Source organism: Photorhabdus heterorhabditis (genome assembly GCF_018448905.1).
GTDB classification, from domain to species: Bacteria; Pseudomonadota; Gammaproteobacteria; order Enterobacterales; family Enterobacteriaceae; genus Photorhabdus; species Photorhabdus heterorhabditis.
This window is the reverse complement of the sequence record NZ_RCWA01000002.1, coordinates 50400-76488: the sequence shown is the minus strand read 5'-3', so window position 1 is coordinate 76488 and position 26089 is coordinate 50400. Positions and strand designations below refer to the sequence as shown.

Below are 26089 nucleotides of genomic sequence, written 5' to 3'. Positions count from 1 at the left end.
TTATAGAGTTAATTATCCCACCAAAATAATAATCTTACAGAAAAGAAAATCAGGAGTAGTCCCATTATCCTTTCAATCCAGTGTCCATAACTGACAAATCTATTTCTTACTGCCATGCTTGAAAATATCAGGCTTACAAACACAAACCATAGTGCATTGACAGCACACATCCAGAAGCCATAAAAAATCTGTATGCTCATAGGTGTTTTTGAGCTGACCACGGTAGTAAATATGGCTAGAAAAAATAATGTCGCCTTTGGGTTTGTTGCATTAGTAACAAAACCCGTTATTAATGAACGAGATAAACTTTTATTAATCAGGACGCCTGAATTATCACCTTGATTTTCCGCAATCACACTGGTGTCGGCCTTTTTTCTCATAAAACAGACACCCAGATAAAACAGGTAAACACCACCAATCAATCTGACGGTATTCAATAACCAAGGCAAAGCGTGCATTATTGTACCAATACCAATCAATGTATAAATAACATGTACAGAAATCCCGGCACCAATACCAATCGCTGTATAGATCCCCGCCTTTCGACCAAAACTCGTACTTTGTCTCACCGTGACCGCAAAATCAGGCCCCGGAACAACAACAGCTAAAAAGTGGATTAAAGCTAGCTCTAAAAACTCATGTAGAAAAATGGACACATTAACTCCAAAATGACAAAGGTTCTGCCATACCCCTATACCCGATAAAACATGACAAACTTAAACGAATGCCACTGCTACCCGGAGAAACCGCATGCATACGACGCGAATTAAACAAAATCAGATCACCCGGTGATGGTCTAATCACAACATCTGGATTACCCAGTAAAGCGGGAGCTATTCCATAACTCTCTCGACGCATTTCATCGAAAGCCTCAGGCGAGATTTCTTTATTCCAAATATACAGTTCACCACCATCTTCAGGCTTTTCTTTGACAAAAACTTTGATCGTGCCTCAGGCACTTAGTTCCCTTCTTAAGCAAACCTCAGGTTAATATAGGCAGCCAGATTAAACAATTGTATCAACGACTCCGAACCACTAACCCTATCCCTAAACAAACGGGAATAACACCTAAGACCCCAATAAAGCTGGGCATTTCATGCAGTAAAACCCCCGCAAGTACCAATCCAAACACCGGGTTCAGAAAATGACAGGCGCTGGCTTTGCTTGCACCGGCAGTACGGATAAGGTGAAACCACAACAGCATAGCACCGATAGAGACAACCAATGCAAGATAGAGAGATACAATCCAGAAACGTCTGTCCAAATTTACCGTTGACAAGTTTTCAAAAAGCAAGGACAACACCAGCATAATGAATCCTGCGATAATCGTTGACCATGTGTTGATCCAAAAAGGAGAAATATCACTGGCATAACGTCGATAAACAATGGTTCCACACGTCATAGAAACTGTACTTAACCCAACCAGCGCAAATCCCAGAAGCTGGAACTGAGTGGAATCGCCTTCAACCAATTGCCCATGAACAATAAGCCATACACCGCAAATACTCAGTATGAGACCTGCCAGTTTTTTCTTGGTTAAAAGCTCCCCGAGCGTAAAGTGTGCCAGTACAGCCGTAATAATGGGGGCTGTACTGATGATAATGACGATAAATCCCGCCGGAAGAATTTGTAACGCATAAAAACTCAGTCCAAGATACAGTACATTGTTCAACATCCCCAATATCAATGCCAGCAGCCACGAACGGGGTTTACGGTCGGGTATTTTGACACTAGGTATAAACCCCATGATCAATATCATGAACAAGCCAGCCAGCAGGAATCGTATGGCTAGTAAAAACAAGGGCGGTGATGACTCAATGCCAAACTTTCCGGCTATAAAGGCTGAACTCCAAAGTACAGAGAATAGAATAGCCATCAGCAATATTTTAAGGTTTTCTTTCATATTCAATGTTGAGTTGTATTTTGTGTTCATGGCTGACTTATGTTGTTATGTGATTATTTGCCTTTAGTGTACTCGGACGATTTCATCCAGTTATCATCGTAAAATTTCGATAAATATTTGAGTCCAGAATCAGGAACGATAGTCACAATACGCTTGCCCTTCCCTGCATGCTGCTTGTTTTTCCTGGCTCACTTTATCAGGCATGGTAAGAACAGCACGGTAGCCTCTGGCTGCGGCAATCATCGCTACTGCTGCGCCCGTGTTTCCCGATGTATGTTCAACCAGCGTTCCTCCTGGTTTGAGCACACCACGCCGTTCTGCATCATTGATAATGAAAGCCACAATGCGATCTTTTATACTGCCACTGGGGTTAAAATATTCCAGTTTCGCCTGAATTAACGCACTTCCATTCGCTATTCTTCGCAAATCAACCAACGGTGTACACCCAAAAACCGTATCAACAAATTGGGGAGTACGCGATACCTCACTGATACTCACCGACATATTTACCTCCTTATATTTTTTAAGATCTTCCCCTATTTCATTGGGGTACTGGCAATAACTGCAACAGTATGGGCCAGTTGCTCACCTTGGTTGAGGTGAGACAGTGCCGCTTCTGCATCAATCGCATACGGTGCTAGCCGTTTTTCTATTTCCTGGGCATTTTTTGCAGCATATTCTGAAGAGATAAATTCGAACGTTTCCCTGACAGCATCGACAGGATAAAAATAGAATGGACCCAATCCCTTTTGCTGATTACAGGCATAACCCGAGATAACATCAAAAGGCTCAGATTGTTCCTTCCAGTTGTAAACAATAATCTCAGGCTCATACCCCTCCGTTCTTGCCATTAAAAGCATTGACTCAAGGGGAACACGTGCGCCTATACACGACACGGCCTTCCCTGTCTCTGTCAACAAAGGTTTCGCCTGTTTCAGAAAAAGGCGATGCAATTCGAGCAAATAATTTTGTTCATTCGTTGACGTTTCAGGCTGTTCCCATATCGCAAAGGTAGAACTGTTTACACCCTCCAGTAAATGAACAGTTTCCGGTAATGGAATATTGGGCAAGTTTTCATAAATTAAATCAAATTTTATGCCCAAAGACATAAGCGGTTCACAGAGATCACCACACACGGCATGGATACTAATGTCATCCTTCGTGATATTGCGATGGAGGTTTCTCTGCGCTAACTTCACTACATCTTCATGAAGATCAGTCACTGTAAGCGTCGATGGCGTTAAAATTTCTGTTGCAACCAGTGCATCTATTCCCGCGCCAGTTCCTATTGCGGCAAAATTTCTCACTTTATGTCCTTGGCGGGAAAGAGCGTTGAATGCAGGTAATGCAGCCGTTACGACCCAGTCGGCCCGTTGATTATCAATTTTAGGCGGATAAGTATTTGGAGTTACAGTGATATTCAAAGGCTCTTTCAGGTTAGTGGGATTCTTTTGTTCACTGGAAATAGAAAAAAAATCGCCCCAACAAAATTTAATATCCTCGCCAATTTCACTGTCATAACCAACATAACTCATTTTATAACTCCTTTGTTATTTTATAATTTAGTGGAATTAAAATATACAAATAACTTTAACAAAATTACAATATGATTATTTATACAGTTCCGCTTATTAACTATATGAAATTTATCAAACATGAAGTATTAAAACAGGAAATGATAGTCAAAGGTTAAAATGACAATCTCATATTTCTCAATAATCAATTTATTAAACTTAATCAATTAGAAAACACCTTCAAAATAGAACATTAGAGACACCGTAGTCCGATAAGTTTCCTCTTGAAACTAAATCGCAACTACGTGTCTCTAATTTGATGACGCTTAAACAACCCGAAGGTTATTCTACTTCGCAATTGCCTTAATTTGCAGTCGATACGTAATCAATGATGCAAGTTCAGCCAGCGGCTTATCACTTAACAACAATTCCAGAGGAATATCCAAACGTAATTGTTTATTGATTTTTTGTACCAACATTAAACCATTCAATGAATCAATACCGTTGTTAGTCAAAGGTAGATCAGGATGGAATACTTCTACTGGCGTCCCAGCAATCTCACCACAAAAAGTCTGTAGCAAGCTAACGACATCGTCCAGATCACTTACTGCAACCGCCGCTTCTATGGGTAAAGTCTGAACAACATTTTTTTGCTGAATATCACGCAATAGCGGTAGGTGACGCATCTGGCTGGAAAGTAAATTTGACCAATTCGTCAAGAACGGCACCAGTTGCGGCTCCATCCGAGCAAACAAACGATCTAAAACCGCTAATCCCTCCTCTGAACCGAATGGCTGTAAGCCACTGTTTTCCAGTATTGGCAGCGTTCGACTATCCCGCAAAGCAATCCCTGCTTCCCATGGCCCCCAATTAAGGCTTAACGCAGGTAAACCTTGCTGACGCCGTAAGCAGGCCAAGCTATCCAACATGGCATTAGCCGCTGCATAAGATGCCATACCCGGTAAAGCCAATAATGCCCCCAACGAGGAAAACATAACGAAATGATCTAAAGGTGCATCCGACAACGCTTGATGCAATGTCCAGGCAGCTAATGCTTTAGCGGCAAATACTCTATCAAACGCCTCGGGACTGAGTTCACGATATCCCTGATCTTCAACATGCGCAGCACAATGAATCACCCCACGCAGCGGTTGGCTGGTTTGTTGTCGATACTCAGCCAAACAAATGTGGGTTCTTTCTACATCACCAAGATCAATCGGCAAATAATTCGCCTCAATCCCTTGTTGATTCAGCATTTCCAATAACGCTTGATCAGCCGTGTCAAGGACACGACGACGCCCGATCAATAACAAATGTCGAGCACCATGCTGTACCATCCAAGGAATCAATTGACGCCCCATATCACCAAAGGCACCCGTCAGTAAATAGCAGCCATCTGGACGAAAACGCACTGGGGGTAACGCGGGTATTTCAGGTAATGGCACAAGGCGTAGCACATAACGTTGATCATGGCGCAAAGCCAATTGATCCTCGCCATCATCTGTCAACAATGCGTCCCACCATTTGGCTGGAGCCGTGGTGCTGTCAATATCCAGTAATCCGCCCCACAGTGCGGTCGCTTCCTGTTGACCAATAACACGCATCATTCCCCATAATGCTGCGGCAAATGGATCAGGCAGATCCTGCTCAGTGATTTGATGAGCACATTGAGTCACTATCCACAAACGTGGTTTTGTCGACCGTTCGGCCAACGCTGCACACAAATGGATCAACGAAGGATAAGCCATTTGCGGAGCCTGCAACGGCCAGAGGATCAGGATTCTTTCGGTTTCAACAGGAAGAGTATCAATTAATTCTTGGATTTTCTGATCATTGTCGAACTGACCAGAATACAACGAGGCACACCCACCACGGCGTTGCAACTCATCAGCCAACGCTTCTGCCAGAGCGTTTTCACCCCCAAGGATAGCCCATTGCGTCATAGATTCTGTCGATGGCTGAGCAGGGAGTTTACGCCACTGTGGTTGGCCGACAACCAGATTGTGCAGTTTGGTAGACAAGCTGTTTTTTCTATTACCAACAAGCTGAACGCAAAATCCGCTGATCTGGCAAAGCAACATACCGCTATCAGTATAGACATCAATATCACCAAGCCATTGTTGTTTTGTCTGCTGAGTATTTCGGGCATGAGCATGAACCCGACCTGACAATTTACCATTGATACGCAAATGCTGAATACTTACCGGGATACGGAACTCGTTAGCAGGAATTGGCGCGTGAACATCAACAGACTGAATCGCTAACAATGATTGGAAGATGCCATCCAAAGCCGCTGGGTGAAAATCCATTCCCTCCAGTGCAGGTGGTAATTCAATCTCACAGATTGTTTCTTCTTTACCAACAAACGCATGGCGCAGAGTACGAAAAACACCACTATAGCTGAAATGCAGATGTTGAAATGCCTGATACAACATCTCTTGGTTCCATATGCAAGGATAGCGATCATTTGCCACTAATGGAGGAATAGCACAAGTAGTCGCACCCGGTACAACGATGTTCACCTGTGCACTGGCTGCAAGTTGGTAATGTGCACTCTCATCCAGATTACGGGTAATGTATATTTGCACTTCCATTTGCTGGCGATCTAACTGTGTCTTTAACCTGAATTCTATGCCTGGCTCCAGCAGTAAAGCCGATTGCAACACGATATTATCAAGCGCCAATCCAACGCCTGGAAAACAGATACGCGCCGCCGCCAACATGACTTCAATATAGCCCGCAGCCGGAAACATTGCATTTCCCATGACAACATGATCGAGTAACCAAGGCACTTGTTCCACAGCTAACCCAGCTTGCCAACTCTCTCTACCCGGCTGGGCTTCGCCCAATAATACACCGCTCAATATACGTAATCGGCGACGACGGCTAATCTCTGGCTCATACCAATAAGATTGCTGATGCCAAGAGTAAGTGGGGAGATCCATTGGGCAAGCGGTAGGCATTAAAGCCCGCCAATCCGGTTCAATGCCAGCTTCAAACAGTTGTCCTAACAATTGTGACCAATTCTTCCCTGAACGACAAGCAAACACCTTCCCTCGATAAGGCTGGCTCCAATCCTTCAATCCTGCACTCAATAGGGATTTAGGTGAAATTTCCAGAAAATGGTGGAAACCCGCTTTGAGCATATTTTCTACCGCATCGTCAAAACGGAATGGCGAGACGACATTGTCAGCCCAGTGCTCGAGACTCAACTTACCACTAATCAACTCCCCGGTGACTGATGAAAACACTGGCAATAAGGGTTCTGCCGCAGGAACCGTTGCCGCATCCGCAGTCAACCCAGCCCTGATTGACTCTATATAATGGGAATGAGAAGCAATTCTATAATTGAGCCAACTACTGGCAATACGCTGCTGCTTTAAGCGCTCAGCAACAGCTGTTAATCCACTTACAGGTCCGGACAATAAGCAACGGTCAATACTATTACGCCCAGCTATCACCACAGCAGGATCGGCACCGGAGGCAGACAAATGAGGCAATATCTGCTCAACTGTCGCTGCCACGATTAATAATCCGCCGCCTTTATTCAACACACGTCCCAGATAATAATAACGCTGATGTAACAGTGTCAGTGCTTGCGTCAGATCATACATTCCCGCCAGATAACAAGCCGCCGTTTCACCGGAACTATGTCCAAGTAACGCCGCAGGCTTGAACCCCCACTTCTGCAACTGCGCAGCCATTGATATTTGCACGGCAAACTGCATCGGCGGCTCTATCAGTTCATCGGCAGAGATCAATGCCGCATATAAGGAAGGTGCAGAAAATCCCGTCCAAATTGCCTCACAACGCTCGAATTGTTCAGTAAATTCAGGAAATTGCTGAAACCAAGCGATAGAGTCTTGCCAATCTTCACTGCCAATACCAGCAAATACCCAAGCCAGATGATCAACTTTTTTATTATTCTGCTCCGACGACATATTCAGATTAGTCAACCGCTGTCGCAACTGTTCTCGGTTACTGAATGTGATCCCCTTACGTAACGGAAAGCGGTGACGAGTCGTCGCCAAGCTATAACACAAATCATCAAGAGCAATATCCGGCTGCTGTTGCAGCAAATCAGCAATGCTCTGCGCTTGTTGCTTTAGAGAAAACTCAGACTGCGCAGATAATGGCAGCATGAAAGCTTGCCCTTGCGTCGTCCGAAGTTGTACGGAAGACTCTGGGTTATTGCTTAACACCACATGAACATTCGTTCCACCAAAACCAAAGGAATTCACCCCAGCTATCACTTTTCCTTCGGGCAGTGGGGTTAACTGCCGTGGAACTTGCAATCCCAATTCAGTAAAACGAATGTAACGGTTAGGCGGATCGGCATGTAAATTGCCCGGTACCTGTCCCCGTTGTAAACACAATACCGCTTTAATTAATCCAGCAATGCCTGCCGCGGCTTCTGTATGACCAATCACGGATTTACACGCGCCAATCAACAATGGACGGTCTGTCGGATCTGGCCGACATACCAGTCCCAGCGCTTCCGCCTCTATCGGATCGCCTACTGCGGTCCCGGTACCATGCGCCTCAATATAATCAATCTCTTCTGGGGAAACCCCCGCCTGAGCACAGGCCATCCGAATTACTCGTTGTTGTGCCGCACTACTTGGCTGGGTAATCGTGGGCGTGCGGCCATCTTGATTGGCCGCTGAACCGTGGATCACCGCCAGAACGGGATCGCCATCCTGTAAAGCCGCATGCAACGGTTTCAGCAAAACAGCGCCTACCCCTTCGCTACGCACATAACCATCAGCGTTAGCGGAAAAACTATGACAGCGGTTAGTGAATGATAGAAAACCGGTACGGCTTTCCACTACCGAAAAATCAGGCATCAGCATTAACTGGCTGCCACCCGCCAGCGCCAGTTGTGATTCTCCGCGCCGCAAACTTTCACAAGCCAAATGGACCGCTAACAGGGACGATGAACAGGCGCTATCAATGGTCAGGGACGGCCCCTGAAAATCAAACGCATGGGATATCCGGTTTGACAACATGGTTCCCATTGCACCGGTTGAGGTATAACCGGTAGTCTGACGCAAATCAGTAAATTGCAGGTGCATATAATCATGAGTGAAGGCACCGATATAGACACCAACCGCCTGACCCGCCAACGATTTTGGCGATATTCTCGCCCGTTCCAACGTTTCCCATGTTACCTGTAACATCAGACGATGCTGTGGATCGATAAAAGGCGCTTCTGTATTACTAATATCAAACACCGCTGCATCGAAGCCAGTAACATCAGCGATAAATCCGCCTTCTCGCGCTACCATTCTCCCCGGCAAATTGCGATCTCGGGAACTATAAGCCTGAGTTGACCAGCGTTCTGGGGGAACTGGGGTAATTGCGTCACTTGAACCACACAACAGCTGCCAGAATTCCTCTGGAGAGCTAACCCCTCCCGGGAAACGGCAAGCCATACCGATAATGGCAATCGGCATATTGTCGCTTCTCATCATATTGATATCCATAGTGGTATTCTTTACTCCGATTAGTCGTTTGCTAGATCATCGTGCTTACTTATCAACACCAAGTCGTCGGGCTGGGAATACATTTCGGCGGATGAGGGGGCAATCCCGGCGTCATCAATGACTGATAGCTGATACCCGTATTGAGTAACTGATAGCGCAAACCGCTTGGGCAAGTGGTGGCTCCATCCATTGCCTGAGTGATATCAATTGTCACCCCAAAAGCAACATTAATCGGTTGTAATGTATTATCAGCCGCAGTACGGATGATACGTAATGGTGCTCCGCCACAAACTTGCAGATGGTTATTGCCGACTTCACTCACCCGAATCACAATAAAGTTACAATATCCCCGGTAACTCAGGTCAGTATCTGGCGGTTGATTGGAGATAATCCAATATTGATCATTTTGCTTTTCGATAATTTTGGCATTAGATAACAAGCTGTAACCGTTATCAGTAAATACCTGACGCAACTCTTTTGAAACCGCGCCATTATCTAATGAACTCATCAGCTCAAGCGCCGCACTGAATAAAGGCACACCGGTCAGCTTTTTGCCTGCTTCCTCAAACGGTAAAGCCACTGCGCCATTAGTCAGATTAGCCCCGGTCAATTTAGCTTCCGTGAAAATAGTGCCTTGAATTGAAGCAAAGGCCAGCGATGCTGGTTTAAGACCTTGGGTTGGTTCTAACATTGCCTTGCTGAAGTCAGTATTCACCAGATTAGCATAGGACAAATTCGCACCATATAACCGTGCCTGAGTAAAATTCATCGTCGCTAAGTTAGCATTCGACAAATTGACCTGTTCTAAATTAGCGTTATCGGCTCTGGCGTTACTGCCGTACCAATGAGCGCCGGACATATCAACCGCATACAGATTAGCGCCTGTCAGAATGGCATTAGGCATAAATGTATTGGCAAGAATTGCTGCATTACCACCACTGTCTTGAGCAACGTTTAATTGCCCATCCTGATAGTGAATAAATAACGGTTTACCGTCATGTTCCACCAGCCAGCTCTGACCCGGCTGACGAACCAACACCACTGCCTGACCATTAACTAATACCTTCCCCTGATACAACATTTGACGTAACTGTTCAGGCAATTGCTGATTATCCAGCGCTTGAGCATCGGCTTCATCCAAATGTGTCACTGTGGATAAAGCACCAAATTGAGCGCCAGTTAAATTGACGTTCTCCAGACTCGCATTAGACAAATTCGCACCAACTAAAGAGACATTCCCCAGAACAGTGGCACCAGCCAGATTAGCACCGACCAGAACTGCGCCATTCAGTGACGTAGAATCCAGATTTGCCTTTTTCATCGACGCCATCAGGAATATGACTTGATCCAGATTCTGGCTGCTCAGATTAACGCCATCCATCTGTGCCTGAGTAAAATCCGTTTTAGCGGTAATCGTGGCATCAACCAAGTTCATCTCTGTCAACACCGTCGCTAATAAGGTACTGTCGCTGAGGTTAAGCTGACTATAACCGGTAGTTAACGATAATCGGGCGTTGGTCAGATTAGCGCTACTGAAATTAACATGATTGATATTCGCCCCGGTAAAATCAGTCCCTACTAACGTTGCTTGACTAAAATTCGAGGTCTGCAAAGTGGTATTTTGCAAATTCACCAACGTCATGATCGCCCCGGTAAAGTTGCAGGAAGCCAGACTGGCGCCGCTGAGATCAACATTAACCAGATTCGCCTGAGATAAATCAGCATTCTCCATGATCACCGAAGGTAACAACGCGCCAGAGAAATCCGCACCGGGCGCTTTTAGACGATTCAATACCGGTTGACCACCACTGCTCTTACAGCCACGGAAAATGGCGTTTGGTAGCTCAGCGTCAGGCATATTGGTATCACTACCGACGAGACACTTTTCAAAAAGCGCATTTTTACCATGAATATGCGTTAGATCAGTCTTACTTAAGTCACAACCACCAAAATTACAATCATCAACTTTGACATTCGTTAAATCCGCGTCAAGCAATGTCGAACCGCGCAAGTCGGCATTAGACAAATCGACAGCCATCATCACCATTTCATTCAAATTCTCTTCGGCGAGATAAGCAAAACGCAGATCGGCTCCCATGGCTCCCCATTCTTTGAGAAATTCCAGGTCCTTTGTCACGATAGTACGAGTAAATTGGGCTGACAGGGGCGGACTGCTAGTGACTGCCTGCCAAGTCAGCCCAGATTGTTGCGCCACCAAATAGCGGTCACCACTACTACTGATACGACGCAGGCGAAATCCAGATCCTCCTACTTCTTCCAACCGGATCTCCGCAACCGTACCAGTGCGCGGTTGATTAGCTTGAGGAGTATTGCCGCTCGCAGCTAAGTATTGACCATTGCCAGCCTGTAACCAAAAGTTAGTCATGCCATAAGCATTAATCATTTGATTTATCGCCCCGGATTGCTTGGCTGACAGGTTAAGCGTACCATCCGCCTGAACAGTAATCAGTTGGCCAGAAGGCGCTGCAAATTGCCATTTGCCAGCAAAAGATCTGGATTCACTCATGTCATTATCCTCGCAGCAATTGATTTACAGAAACCTTTCCAACTCTCCCAGCCTGACCACCGCTGGCGCTAATACCGCCAATAGCATATTCTCCATCGGCTGCATGTGAACCATCACCATTTACCCCACCGCGCCCAGCTATCCCCCCAGCACCACCGGGCTGCCCGAATCCTCCATTCCCGCCATTAGAGGCAGCAGATACCGGTTTTGGTAAGCTAGTCTGGATATATCTGACCCAAACATGCCCTCCATCTCCGCCATTACCTCCATTGCCGCCATTTCCACCATTGCCACCGTTACCACCGACACCACCCGGCTTGCCTGACGATGATGAATTACCACGGCCACCATTGCCGCCATCCCCCCCATTGCCACCGTAACCCGCTATGCCACCATCACCACCATTACCGCCATTATTGCTAATACGTACTACACTCTGTACGTCAAAATGCGTACAACGCAGGGCAAACCACCAGCCAGAACCTGATTGACCATCCAGTCCACTCTGACCAGATTGACCATCACCACCAGGGCTACCGGCAGTGGCTGGCTCACGACGAGAAGCATTCTGACCATCAGCCCCCCGTTGGCCATCAGCACCATTGGCCCCATCAGGGCCATTCACGCCGTTAGTACCCCAAATTTGAATATCTGCGACCATAACTCCCCCTTGCGGTTATTGTTTTTTGCCGTTGATATAAATTGCACCGATAGAACCTGCTTTTCCGGCAGCGCCTGTAGTCCCCGATGAACCACCCTTACCTGGGCTACCCCCGCTACTACCTTTACCACCAGAACCACCGGCGCCACCAGCGCCCCCAGAACCACCGTTGCCGCCTTTACCACCGTTACCGCCAACCGCCCTAGCTTGGAACGTCGCACTTCCTCCTTCCTGGTAAGTAAAATAGATGTTGCCGCCGTCACCCGCATTACCGCCGTTACCACTTCTACCCCCGTTGCCGCCATTTCCCCCATTACCACCATTTCCAGCATTACAGTTGTCGGTAGAACCGCCGCCATTCCCGCCTTTTCCACCGCTGCCGCCATTCCCACCGTTACCACCGTTACCGCCATTACCACCTTGCGTCAGCATATTCACAAAGCCACTAAGGGTACCTGTTTTAAAATTAACATCATTCGCATTCCCACCTTTCTCGCCATCACTTCCGCCAGCCCCGTCAGTACCACTGCCACCAGCGGTACCATTGGTAGCCGACGTTGCACAGGAATTTTTATTATCTTTACCAGCGCTACCATTGCTGCCGTCTCTTCCACTGGCGCCATTGTTTCCGCCCCCACCATCACCTCCGTTACTGCCAATATTTTCGATGTTCGGGCCATCATTATCACCCGGGGATGGATATGGGTTTGGGGAATTAATTACGACGACTTCGTTCGCTTCAACCGTGCCGTTGGTCAAATAAATAATCTTACCGCCAGGTTCAATCGTTATCTTATTAAACACCAAGTTAACAGGTTCACCGTGACTCTCTTTACTTCCTACAATCAATGGGTTACTTGCAGTGACAACGATATCTTCACCACTGTATAACGCGACTTTCATCGGAAAACGTTTAGCATTCAGAATATCTTCATAATCCTTGACTAAAGGAGAATAACCGTAGATATAAGCGCTGAAAGCTTTGCATATATCAGCATGATTACCGGTGACATTCGCCAACCGTTCAGCTGAATAGGGTTCAGGTAGCGGATGATGCGGTTCCATTCCGCCTGGTCCATACTCGCTGTCAGGCACCCCGCCAAGTTCCTTCATCTCTTGGATGGTTTGTACAGTAAAAAACGCGGGTGGCACCGTGGCTATTTTCGGGTCGTTAGAAAATATTACCGGCCCGTCAAGGTCCGAAGTTTTCAATTGTTTTGGCTGCCGCTCGGTACCGGTCAAATGATAATGCTCACGCAACATAGCCAAAGTTTCGTTAACTGTTTTCAGTTTATTCATGGGTATTCTCCTGAGTTTGGATATAAGTTTGTACGTTTAGGATCACATTAGCGTCACATATCAGTTGCCCACCCGGTTCAATCACCAGAGTGTCTACTGCTACCACGATCGGCAGTGAATTTGGGCTGCTAATTTCCAAAATCTCACCATTAGCAATCACCAATTCTCCAATCGCAAAAACATCAATGGCTGCCGGAAATGCTATCGGTGCCTCAACCGGGGGGATGCCAGAAATAGCCAACAGTTCCGTTGCCGACGGCACGTTTGACTGGTAAGAAGGAGCCAACGACTGTGGGTCGTTAGGCCGTAAAGAGCCTTGCGACGAAGATGGAATAACAACTTTCTCCGTTACATCACTCTCCGAGAGACCTAATAACTGCAAGACCGCTTTAAATCCTGAACTATAATTTCTTGATGTCATATTTATCTCCGAGAAACTGTAGACAGAAATAATCTGCAAATTATCGCTATCTACTGTGCAAATGACCGGGTAACGGGTATTAACATCTGTAATGATGAAATAACCATTGTTATTGATAGTTTCGATAGTTGCCTGATGACTAAGAGGGTGTTTGTTCTCCGCAAAAACTGCGTGGATTTTATCCATATCGTGTTGCTGGAATATCGGTAATTGATCGATACCCAGATCGAATATCGGTGTAGTCGGCGTCCATTGGCTGATTTGTGGCTGGGTCCGTTGATTTTCCCCTAGGATCTTGCCGTAATTCATTGCCACCAAGGTACGGAATGAATCTATCGCCAGATGCGCGGCAACAATATGCTGACGTTTAGTCGGATCAGGTACCAGTGTCGAATCAGGGACAGTGACTAGGAACTTACCGCTAGGCTCATAGATATCGAGGATATAATCCGTTGGATCGCGCCCTTCATTACGGTATGACAGAATGTAAATATATCCCTTAGATTCAACCGCAACATCCAGATAAGTTATTCCCGCTGGCTTATTCAGTGGCATATAAGCCAAATAATCAGCCACTGTAATTTCAACAGGATTCGTTGCATCAAGGGTTAACAGCCAGGAACGGGCGCCGGCAAGATCATCAATTTGCCATTTAACACCTTGACCGATAGCGATAACCCGCACATTACTCAAATCGTTATAGACGGATACTGTTTGTCCCTGAGCAGTTAGCGTGTAAGTTGCGGGTTTTTGCGGGTCATATACCAACCAGCTCTGCCCTTGCTGTATCACGTCAACCGTTGTGCTGCCAACTGGGTCAATATTACCGTCTGTGGTCTGGTTATAACTCAGATAGATCCCATCTTGCGCAAAGGTGGCAATAATCTGCTCATCCAGTACGCCAGTATTGAGTGAATGTATAAAGCTCGGATCACTGTTACTAAACAGGAATGTCAGCCCTTGTTCACGGAATGCTTGTTGTAATGCTGGAGAGAACACCTGAGCATCCAGTGTTGCCTGATACTCAGCAGTAGCCAGTTTAAACAGTGTTGCCCCTGGAAAACTTGGAAATGGGTTGCCTTTAGTATCAAACGCCTGAACACGGGTATTGATTGTTTCCAGTAATAAGATGCGACCATCTGGCGTGACAGTCAGGGCAATTGGCCCATGCATTAGCCCTTGTCGAATCCCTTCTCCAGAGACAATCTGGGCTGCTGGCGCCTGAGCATCCGGGTAACCCTGATCTCCCAACGGCAGAATCTGCATCTTGCTGTATTGCCAACTGACCGCAATAACATAACCACTCGGATGAACCACCATTGCATCCAGATGAGGAATCGTGAAAGTTCCCCAAGACAGCGGATTATCCGTTAAACCAAAATCATGTCTGCCGTCACGCAGATCGACCCGACGCAAGTGATATTCGCCAAATCGTGAATCAATAATAAAGTTGTAAGGCGTGATAGTTTTGTTGTCCGGTCCTTCGCCAAAGCTGTTATAGCTGATCAGGGGTTGTACTTTGAAACCCACCTCGGATAATTTCAGACGCTCATTCAGCGTGTCGTTGCTCAAAGTGGAAATGTTTTGTAGCACATACATCTGGCCGCTATTGGGTGGACTTAATGGATCTTCCAGTGGAATATCCTGACCGGAAGCCTGATAGCAATAACCAACCTGATAATCTGAATTCAGGATTGTCATATTGACCAGCTTGCAGATGTTATTACCTACATTGCTACAATTGGTTGAAGACTGGGTTTCCAACGGCACGCTGCCTTCAATCCACTGATACTCTTTTTTATCGCTATCGTAAGACAACTGTTCCCAATATTCGTATTGAGTCACCTGAGTCAGAGGCACTAACATCTCTTTTATAATGCCACTGACGCGCATAATGCCTTCATTGGGGTCGCCTGGTTGTGCATTTAGCAGCTCACTGGCGTAGCTCCCCGCTAACCAGCCAGTAGCCGAATAAACATTCGCCTTGATTTTCAGGGTTCCACCCCAGCCAACCGAATGGAAATTAAAGGATAGCGGGGTATTGGAACCGGTGGTAGGTAATGGAATCGTCTGGGTGTAATAGGTGCCGTTGGTATATTCGACCGTTACCTGACACTGTACTCCCACCGGCGGCCAAATCGCGGTTTCCGGGCGCCCCACTTCACCATGAGCAGGATCGGGATGCAGGGTAAAAGCCAACGTCATCTGACGCTTGATATCCACTTCCAAGGTAGCTGGTGTGGAAAGCAATTCCCCCGTCGTCACTGCAATCTGCGCAACATCCAGCGCAATTGAAGCAAGCCGGAATGCCCAACCCACCACCGGAACCGCTTGAGCGGCTGCACTAGCGGCTATCTTGGCGGTAACATAAGCGGCTAATGCTTCCATCCCTTTTTTAGCCAGAATACCAATGGCAATACTGGCTAAACTGGTGAGCACTTTTTTAGTATTAAATAACGCTGAACCAACCGCGGCACCACCACCAATCAACGGGAAAGCAATGCCTGCCAGTATGGCAACGTTATCCTTATTAGAAATAAAATCTTTATACCACTGACTATTGGTCACTGCGGCGCCAGCCAACATCATCAGGGCTGGAATACCGTACTGGAACATGCCAGTTAAAATCACACCCGGCCAGACAATCGGATTTTCCCAGCGGGAAGTTCCCAAGCCACCAAACAAGAATTTAGCCGCCTGAGCTTCAGCCGGCCAAGGCAAGCCAAATTTAGTGGGATCAGTGGGCATCGGAATCCCCATGATCGTATTGACATTAGCCAACACACCAAGAGCTTTTTGTGATGGCGTTTCAAATAATGCCGCCAGCTCTTTAGGGAAATAAAACGGCCAATCACCATCAACCGTTGGATTATCGATCGGCTGTTCCATTTGAGTGTCTTTAAAGAATTGAATATAAACACCAAGCTGACGTAAATATTTATTCTTAAAGTCAATGGAAAAATAATTTTGGCCGGGATCGTAACGGATGCTGTCGGCGTATACATCCATCCCGTGATTGGGAGTACGGTTAGTGGCGGTCCAAATTTGATTAGTATCTCGCTTAACAGCTAATGCGGAAGTTTGATCTTTGAACTCGGTAATATCGATAGATGCACTTTGGCTGACACTCCAGTTATGATTTTGCAGTCGATCATCATTATGCGAAGTTTTCAGTGCATTAGATGCTGGCGAGCCTGAATAATTCCCCGTTTCATCCGATAGGTTATATTGCATCACCGGATCACCTTCGGCGAAAATCACCTGTCCGTCTTGACCCACCCAGTCAAACTCATAGAACATTGCGCTGCCATCAGGGGCAACCAATTGACCATAAGTGGCAAAACCGCCTATCTCTGTCGCGGGTCCCTGACTCGATATTGATATAGCCAGTTCATAAACTCGGTTATATTGCTGTGGGTCTATTGCCTCCGGTGGGGCAATATGTGCATTCATAACAATTGATGCCGAATAAGCCTGACTGTTAGACAATTCCGGATGGGAAAACACAACAGAGCAGGCAACATCCCACGGAGTTTTCATTTCATTAGTCGCAACCAACAAATCGCCGCAATCAATAGAATTTCGCGCTAAATGTTGGCTTTTAACACCGAGAGCACTAAGTTTACCCGGCAAAGCCATCTCTATATTATTTACGGCCAGTTTTTCTATGTTACGTTTGGCATAACGATGTAAATGAGCATTGGGAATATGATAAGAAAGATGATAAAGAACCGGTAATGAAGAGCGATAAGGCCCAGATTTATCACCAACCACTTTAATTAGCGTAACGTGATGAGGTAAAAAATAGTGTTCGGGTACTTCCGCAAAGTGGCTAATATTGTGTGAACCGTAGCGCAGAACCATATCTATTGCCGGATTCTCGCCAGCCGCCTTAGCTAAACTTGACTCATCATGTTCTTGCAACGGTATATTATATTCACCCACCCAGAGACTCAATTGACTGGATTGGGTACGTAAATGACCTTGAGCTAAATCAAAATGTAAAGTATGTGTCTTCATTTGAATTTTATCTCTATAAGTAATTATTTTCGGTATCACAAGAAACTCTTAATAACCGTATAAATCATTTGATCACAAAATTTAAATAAATAATCCCCATGAAAATTAATATATCTCTTCAAAAGCCTATTTATTAACCAAAAATACCTAGAATTAATTAAATGCCACATTTATCCACTCTATGTAAAATGATCAAATGTGGCATTTAAATTCCATCAATAAAATAGTAATGTTATTCTCAATTTTTTCCATCAAATAAAGAAGATATTTCTGTGATACATTACAATTTTTTAATGTATACCAATTCATTATCCCAACTTAAAACCTATAGAATTAGATAATATCACCATGGTAAAATAAATCTGCCACGTGGAATAGTGCATTTTCAATCAAATAACAACCTGATACAAACAGAACGCGATTATTTCATAATGAAATTATAAATATAAATCAAGAAAAAACCGTAAGTTAAATCGATGTTATACATTATATATCCTATATTCTTAGAATAAACTCTCACCTTAAACCAACAAATAAAACATTTAAATACATTTACCAAACTTGAACTTATTATTATTTTATAAATATAAAGAAAACCATGAAATGAAATATTTATTTTACTATTACCCGCATGTCATCACAGGCGGGTAATATCTCCCTTATTATCCATAATATAAGAACTATCGTGACTATTATCTCTTTGTTTAACCGTTAATATGTGAGTGCAACAAATCTGAATGTCCACTCACATAATTTCTCTATGAGAGCGTCTCGGGTCATTACTGACGTTCTCCATTAATATACACATAACCCTTAACACCAGTTGCTCCGGCAAGCCCATCGTTACCCGATGCACCAATTTTGCCATTGCTACCACTAGGAGAACCGCTACCACCATAGCCTCCGCCTCCACCGTAACCAGCATAACCCCCTTCCCCCCTCATCCCACCCGCAGACTTAGCATTAAAGACAGGGCTACCACTCTCATAGGTAACATAAATATTACCCCCATCTCCCCCTTTGCCTCCATTGCCCCCGTTATTCCCTTTACCTCCATTACCGCCACTCCCTCCTCTTCCAGCACTACAGTAAGAAGTGGAGCCACCTCCGTTACCCCCATTTCCTCCTCTTCCACCCTTACCACCAGTACCGCCATTACCACCATTACCGCCTGTCGATTCTAAGTTTACCGTGCCGGTGAGGTAAGCAATCTTTAGAACAATATCATTTGCGCCGCCGCCATTTTCGCCATTGCTTCCAGCACTACCATCTGTACCATAAGCCCCGTTAGTACCCGACGTTGCGGCCTTTGCACAGGAGCTTTTGTTATCCTGTCCAGCATTACCATGACCACCGGTCTTTCCATCAGTTCCATTCGCCCCATTGCCGCCATGATTTCCATCACTGCCCCGATTAATAATATTGGTCGGATCACTATCTGAACCCAAAGAGCTAACCATCGTCATGGTATTCGCTTGAACAGCCCCATTGGTGCGATAAATAATTTTTCCGCCAGGTTCAACCGTTATCTGCTCATAAACTAATACAATAGGTTCACCGTGATTATCTCGACTTTGAATGATCAATGGCTTGTCCGCAGAAATAATTATGCTATCACCACCATATAGTGCAACTTTCAGCGGGAAACGCTTAGCGTTAAGAATATCTTCATAATCTTTGACCAAAGCAGAATCACCATAGATATAAGCACTAAAGGCTTTACATAAATCGGCATGATTACCCGTGACATTCGCCAGCCGTTCAGCAGAATAAGGTTCAGGCAATGGATGATGCGGCTCCATTCCTCCAGGGCCATAATCACTATCAGGCACACCACCTAATCTTTTCAGTTCTTGTATCGTTTGTACGGTAAAAAATGCGGGTGGAACAGTAGCTATTTTCGGATCGTCGGAAAATATGACCGATCCACCGAAATCCGCTGTCTTCAATTGTTTTGGTTGCCGTTCTATACCCGTCAGACGATAATGTTCACGCAATTCCGCCAAAGTTTCAGCAATAACTTTTACTTTATTCATAAGAAATCTCCTGAGTTTAAGTGGGTATATAACGATAAAAAAAGAGTTATTTATGAACACACCTTCGTTGTCGCAAGTAAACCTTGCCACAAATGATACGGAAAATATGAACCCATTTCCCTTATTTATAGTCTTCAAGCCAGTCTAAAGCCTGATTATTGCTATGCTGCCGTTCATTATTGTTAACATATACCTTGCCAGAAATACCGTCACTACCGGATTCTCCATCAGCACCAGCTTCACCAGATACTCCGGGATGACCACTAGTATCTAATCCTCCATTACCAGCACCACCTATCCCACCTACTCCGCCTATTCCTCCCTTACCACCGACCCCTCCATTACCGCCATCACCTCTATATGACAAAGCATTAATTACTGGCTGACCCTGAGTGAAATTAATATATATGTTACCACTGTCCCCACCTTTACCCCCATTCCCTCCATTACCTCCATTTCCGCCATTACCTCCCCTTCCTCCACATCCAGCATTACATTTGCTTGTTGAATATCCCCCATTTCCACCATTCCCTCCGTTACCGCCATTACCGCCATATCCACCCCTTCCACCCTTACCACCTATCGATGCCGCATTGACTACCCCAGTAAAAATGTCAACATTAATAACTACGTCATTTGCACTTCCAGCCCTTTTGCCATCCATCCCTTGTGCTCCTGAAGAACCGCCAGTTGCATCAGTACCCGGTGTGGATGCAACAGCGCAACCGTGTTTATTATCTGAACCCATCTCACCATTGCTGCCATTCACCCCATTACTTCCCTGTTCACCTTCCAAACCATCGTTTCCATCAGAGCCTTTACTGATAATGCTCTGCTTTTTATCATTACTGCCATTCCCTACAACAGTATTAGCTTCGATCTTACCATTAGTGCGGTAAATAATTTGACCTCCTGGTTCAATGATTATCTGGTCATATATCAAGACAACGGGTTCGCCATAATCATCTTCATCTTCAACAACCAATGGTGCATCTGCGGTAACAGTGATTCTTTCACCAACGTATAACGCAACCTTCATCGGGAAACGCTTAGCATTAAGCATGTCCTCATAATCTTTGACTAAAGCAGAATCACTATAGATATAGGCCCTAAAAGCTTTGCATAAATCAATATGATAACCCGTGACATTTGCCAGTCGTTCAGCAGAAAACGGTTCCGGTAACGGATGATGGGCTTCCATTTTGCCAGGGCCGTACTCACTGTCAGGTACACCTCCAAGTACCTTCAACTCTTGTATGGTTTTTACCGTAAAAAACGCAGGTGGCACAGTCGCGGTCTTCGGATCGTTAGAGAATATTACCTTGCCGTCAAAATCCGAGGTCTTAAGTTGCTTTGGCTGCCGTTCTATACCAACCAGATGGTGATGCTGATGTAATACTGCCAAAGTTTCAGCAACAGTTCTTATTTTATCCACGGGAATTCTCCTGAATTTAAGTTTATATCCTTCATCTTTCAAGCTGCTGCTTTGTTGGCTGCGTTTACTTACCCCAGTCACATAGTTATCTATGCTCCTGGGGATGCGTTCACTTGCCGCCGCACTGCAACTTGAAATCTATTGGGTATATACGTTTAAGATAACTTCATATATCAGCTGCCCATTTGGTCAAGTTCCAAAATCTCTACTGCTATCACGACCGATTGCGGTACTAAATTACTAATAGCCAGAATATTGCCATTGGCTAATCACGAGATTAACCATAGTGAAAACATCGATTTTTTCTGGCAAAGGATATAAGTATTTCAACAACGGGTATGCCAGAAAAATAATTCCTATGATAATCAATTAGGCAAGCATTTATTCACGTTGCAAAAAGCGATTGAATGCGATATTTAAATGACACAATTTAAAATATTAATGCAATTCCCTTCTTTTTTCATTAATTAAAGAGAATATTTCTGTGATACATCACGACCTTTTAATACGAGCCAATTAAATAATTCAATTTTATATTTGTCTCATTAGGTATTATTAAAAAATACAAATAAAAGATAACAAACACGATGATATTTTTCAAAAATCACCACAAGATAGAAACCTATATACCCAATGGATTTCAAGATGGATCGCGACGGCAAGGGAGCGAATCCCCGGGAGCATAGAGAACTATGTCATAGATAACTCTGTGACCGGGTGAGTGCAGCCAACAAAGAGGCAACTTGAAAGATAACAGGTATAGATATTATTTAATAGGTCATAAGCAGGCATCCGTTGAGCAACGGGCACTATTGCCACGCCGATAACAATCGCCATTAATTATCCGGGAACCAATGCGAAACTGGCTTCATATCCAGAACATTTGTAAAACCTGAGTGGCAAAAACGAAGCCAAGCAAGCAAGGGCAGACCCAATAAGTATTCAGTAATTAATAATGTAAACCACTTGAACATAAGCAAAACCAAGATCTGACCCCATTTCCCCGCATTTATAGTCGTTCAGACCCGTCTGATTGCTACACCGCTAACGATTAAGTTTCCGATCAGATTCCCGTTCATGACCGTTGACATGTATTTTGCCGGTGTTACCGTCATCTCCAAATTCTCCTTTAAGACCATCTTTACCATAGTCTCCCTGCAAACCATGTACACCGAATATTCTGGTACTATTTCCAGGATCACCCCCCACTCCTCCCCAACCGGCCTTCCCACCTTCCCCACCAAGACCATTAATTGACATAACCTGAAGTACTGGACTACCGTCAGAGTAATTAATATATATGTTACCACTGTCCCCACCTTTACCCCCCCTGCCTCCATTCCCTCCATCTCCTCCATTGCCCCCATTTCCTGCATCCCCAGCAGAACACCACTTGATTGTTTCATTGCCCCAATTACCTCCATTACCCCCATAACCCCCATGCCCCCCAAGACCGCCTCTTCCACCATTACCACCGTTACCACCTATCGTTGCCGCATTTATTGTTCCAGTAAGAGATTGACTAGTAATAGTCAGGTCATTCGCATTTCCAGCCGCTGCACCATCCCCTCCTAATCCTCCGACAGAACCGTTGGCTCCATCATTACCTGATGTGGCGTTAATTAAGCAGCCATTTTTACTATCTTTACCATCTTTACCATTGCTGCCATCAGCCCCTGTATTTCCTGATGCACCATCAAGACCATCGGCACCATTACTACCTCTATTGACAACATTCTCCTTTCCCGTATTTTCATTCCCTACAATCGTGTTAGCTTCGATTCGACCATTAGTGCGGTAAATAATTTGACCTCCAGGTTCAATGATTATCTGGTCATACACCAAGACAACCGGCTCACCATAATCATCTTTATCTTCAACAACCAATGGATTATCGGAGAAGATAGTCATTTTCTCGCCACTGTATAACGCCACCTCCATCGGGAAGCGCTTAGCATTAAGCATTTCTTCATAATCTTTGACTAAAGCAGAATCACTATAGATATAGGCCCTAAAAGCTTTGCACAGATCAATATGATTACCCGAGACATTTGCCAGTCGTTCAGCAGAAAACGGTTCCGGTAACGGATGATGGGGTTTCATTTTGCCAGGGCCATACTCACTGTCAGGTACACCTCCGAGCGCCTTAAGCTCCTGTATGGTTTGTACCGTAAAAAATGCCGGTGGCACAGTCGCGGTCTTCGGATCGTTAGAGAATATTACCTTGCCGTCAAAATCCGAGGTCTTAAGTTGCTTTGGCTGCCGTTCTATACCAACCAGATGGTGATGCTGATGTAATACTGCCAAAGTTTCAGCAACAGTTCTTATTTTATCCACGGAAATTCTCCTGAGTTTAAGTTTATACCTGTTATCTTTCAAGTTGCCTCTTTGTTGGCTGCACTCACTCACCCCAGTCACAGTGTTATCTATGACATAGTTATCTATGCTCCCGGGGATTCGCTCCCTGGCCGTCGCGATGCATCTTGAAATCTATTGGGTATATACGTTTAAGATAACTTCATATATCAGCTGCCCATGTGGTCAAATTCCAAAGTATCTACTGCTATCACGACCGATTGCGGTACTAAATTACTAATAGCCAGAATATTACCCCTAGCTAATTATCAGATTAGCCATAACGGAGACATCAATTTTTTCTGGCAAAAAATGTAAACACTTCAGCAACAGGTATGCCAGAAAAATAATTCCTATGAAACTTAATTAGGCAAGTATTTATTCACTTTACAGCAAGCAATCGGATGCAACATTTAAATGACACAATTTAAGATATTAATGCAATTCTCCATTTTTTCATTAATTAAAAAGAATATTTCCATGATGCATCACTACCTTTTAATAGGTATTATCAAAAACCTCCATTCTATATTTACCCCAATGATTATTATAAAATACAAATAAAAACAATAAGCATGATTGTATTTTTCAAAAATCACCACAAGATAGAAACCTATCGATATTATTAAACAATAAAATTATGAATAGGATTTAAATTAAAAAACCCGAACTTACTCGTTTCCAAACAGTGTGTATTTAGGAGACGGAATGTTAACGCAATTTGCCGTTGATATATATCTGCCCCTTTTTTCCTGGCTCCCCAGACTCCCCTAACTTTCCATCAATACCCTTTATACCCGGCTTTCCACAACAACTTAAGTTTTTAGTTCTATCATCAATATTACACCACGAGTCACCACCATCACCGCCTTTTCCCCCCCTTCCCGCTCTACCGCTAGCCCCCGCCGAACTAGGTTCTGCCGAATAACTAATTTGTGGATAACCCGCAGAATAGTTAAATTCTATGCTACCCCCATCTCCACTATTCCCCCCATTACCGCCATTACCGCCATCCCCTCCATCTGCTCCATTCCCTCCATACCCAGAATTACACAGTATGCTAGTAGCAATACGACGACGACCACTATACATACTACCATAACCCCCATCACCACCATCTCCCCCATAGCCCCCATCACCACCATGACCACCATCACCCCCATCCCCTCCTTCAGACTGCAAACAAATCACCCCACGTGCCTCAGCACATGTGATAATTAGTTTATCCGCCCCTTGACCGGGTTGGCCATCCGATCCATTCATTCCCGGAGAACCGTGAGTTCCATCAGTACCTGATGTAGGCTGAGTTATACAGCGATTTTTATTCTCATAACCAGATTGACCTCTAACACCACTAACGCCATTGACACCACCTGTACCAACAATACCATTTGCTCCATCTCGCCCTTTATTGACAAAGTTCTGTGGGCCAAATCCAACCCCCTGGATGACATTCGCTTCAACCCTACCATTGGTGTAGCAAATAACTTTGCCTTCCGATTCAATGGTTATCTGGTTGTACACCAAAACAACCGGTTCACCACAATATTCTTTATCTTCAATAATCAATGGATTATCTGCGGTAATCGTGAGCTCCTCACCACTATATAACGCCACTTTCATCGGAAAACGCTTAACATTAAGCATTTCTTCATAATCTTTAACCAAAGCAGAATCACCATAGATATAGGCGCTAAAAGCTTTACGCAAATCAATATGATTACCCGAGACGTTTGCCAGTCGTTCAGCAGAAAACGGTTCAGGTAACGGATGATAAGATTCCATTTTTCCAGGGCCATATCGACTGTCAGGTACACCACCGAATGCCTTCAACTCTTGTATCGTTTGCACTGTAAAAAATGCAGGCGGCACAGTCGCTGTCTTCGGATCGTTAGAGAATATTACCTTTCCGTCAAAGTCGGAGGTCTTAAGTTGCTTTGGCTGCCGTTCTACACCAATTAGATGATGATTCTGATGTAATATTGCCAAAGTTTCAGCAACCGTTCTTATTTTTTCCATGAAAATTCTCCTGAGTTCACATTTATGTATTTAGAATAACTTCATATCTCAATTATCCATCTAACCAAGTTCCAAAGTCTCTATTGCTATCACTACCGGTAAGGATATAGTCACTTCAACAATAGGTATGCCAGAAAAATAATTACCATGAGAATTAATTAGGTAAATATTTACTCACTTTACAGCAAGCAATTGGGTGCAACATTTAAATGACACAATTTAAAACATTAATATAATCCTCCATTTTTTCATTAATTAAAGAGAATATTTCCATGATGCATCACTACCTTTTAATAGGTATTAATCAAAATTTCAATTCTATATTTACCTCATCAATCATTATAAAATACAAATAAAAACAATAAGCATGATTGTATTTTTCAAAAATCACCACAAGATAGAAACCTATCGAT

General features: G+C 44.5%; 15 protein-coding genes. All 15 read right to left on the bottom strand.

Features of this window, described 5'->3' with window-relative positions; genetic code table 11:
* Nucleotides 1-8: 8 nt before the first annotated feature.
* The 15 genes from EAE89_RS01550 to EAE89_RS01480 all read right to left on the bottom strand — a co-directional run bounded on the left by EAE89_RS01550 (nt 9) and on the right by EAE89_RS01480 (nt 25676).
* Nucleotides 9-656 (bottom strand): LysE family translocator, encoded by a 648-nt coding sequence (locus EAE89_RS01550; protein WP_054475201.1) that lies wholly within the window; start codon nt 654-656, stop codon nt 9-11.
* 1 nt (nt 657) lies between these two features.
* Nucleotides 658-945, bottom strand: coding sequence for a 2OG-Fe(II) oxygenase (locus EAE89_RS01545; RefSeq protein WP_149616385.1), 288 nt, complete (start codon nt 943-945; stop codon nt 658-660).
* A gap of 73 nt (nt 946-1018) precedes the next feature.
* Complete coding sequence (locus EAE89_RS01540) at nt 1019-1933, bottom strand: DMT family transporter (protein WP_214085260.1); 915 nt, start codon at nt 1931-1933, stop codon at nt 1019-1021.
* Between the two features lie 99 nt (nt 1934-2032).
* Entirely contained in the window at nt 2033-2407 is a 375-nt protein-coding gene (locus EAE89_RS01535) for a pyridoxal-phosphate dependent enzyme (protein ID WP_054475209.1), read from the bottom strand.
* Between the two features lie 32 nt (nt 2408-2439).
* Nucleotides 2440-3438 carry a class I SAM-dependent methyltransferase gene (locus EAE89_RS01530; RefSeq protein ID WP_054475211.1) on the bottom strand — a complete coding sequence of 333 codons (999 nt, stop codon included), beginning with the start codon at nt 3436-3438 and terminating at the stop codon, nt 2440-2442.
* Between the two features lie 326 nt (nt 3439-3764).
* Complete coding sequence (locus EAE89_RS01525; protein WP_214085259.1) at nt 3765-8891, bottom strand: type I polyketide synthase; 5127 nt, start codon at nt 8889-8891, stop codon at nt 3765-3767.
* Nucleotides 8892-8955: 64 nt separating this feature from the next.
* Nucleotides 8956-11430, bottom strand: coding sequence for a pentapeptide repeat-containing protein (locus tag EAE89_RS01520; protein ID WP_054475215.1), 2475 nt, complete (start codon nt 11428-11430; stop codon nt 8956-8958).
* 4 nt (nt 11431-11434) lie between these two features.
* Nucleotides 11435-12091 (bottom strand): hypothetical protein, encoded by a 657-nt coding sequence (locus tag EAE89_RS01515; protein WP_054475216.1) that lies wholly within the window; start codon nt 12089-12091, stop codon nt 11435-11437.
* Nucleotides 12092-12106: 15 nt separating this feature from the next.
* Nucleotides 12107-13390 (bottom strand): hypothetical protein, encoded by a 1284-nt coding sequence (locus EAE89_RS01510; RefSeq protein ID WP_054475218.1) that lies wholly within the window; start codon nt 13388-13390, stop codon nt 12107-12109.
* Nucleotides 13383-17831 (bottom strand): C-type lectin-like domain-containing protein, encoded by a 4449-nt coding sequence (locus EAE89_RS01505; RefSeq protein WP_214085258.1) that lies wholly within the window; start codon nt 17829-17831, stop codon nt 13383-13385. Before EAE89_RS01505 ends, EAE89_RS01510 begins: the two co-directional genes overlap by 8 nt.
* 779 nt (nt 17832-18610) lie before the next feature.
* The gene (locus tag EAE89_RS01500) at nt 18611-19867 is read right to left on the bottom strand and encodes a hypothetical protein (protein WP_054475220.1); all 1257 of its coding nucleotides are present in this window, start codon (nt 19865-19867) and stop codon (nt 18611-18613) included.
* A 121-nt stretch (nt 19868-19988) separates the two neighbouring features.
* Nucleotides 19989-21302: a hypothetical protein gene (locus tag EAE89_RS01495; RefSeq protein WP_054475290.1), complete on the bottom strand. Its 1314-nt coding sequence runs from the start codon at nt 21300-21302 to the stop codon at nt 19989-19991.
* Nucleotides 21303-21992: 690 nt separating this feature from the next.
* On the bottom strand, nt 21993-22139 hold the full coding sequence (locus EAE89_RS01490) for a hypothetical protein (RefSeq protein WP_161804198.1): 147 nt from the start codon (nt 22137-22139) through the stop codon (nt 21993-21995).
* 207 nt (nt 22140-22346) lie between these two features.
* Nucleotides 22347-23639, bottom strand: coding sequence for a hypothetical protein (locus EAE89_RS01485; protein ID WP_149616379.1), 1293 nt, complete (start codon nt 23637-23639; stop codon nt 22347-22349).
* A 729-nt stretch (nt 23640-24368) separates the two neighbouring features.
* Nucleotides 24369-25676 (bottom strand): hypothetical protein, encoded by a 1308-nt coding sequence (locus tag EAE89_RS01480; RefSeq protein WP_214085257.1) that lies wholly within the window; start codon nt 25674-25676, stop codon nt 24369-24371.
* Between the last annotated feature and the right edge of the window lie 413 nt (nt 25677-26089).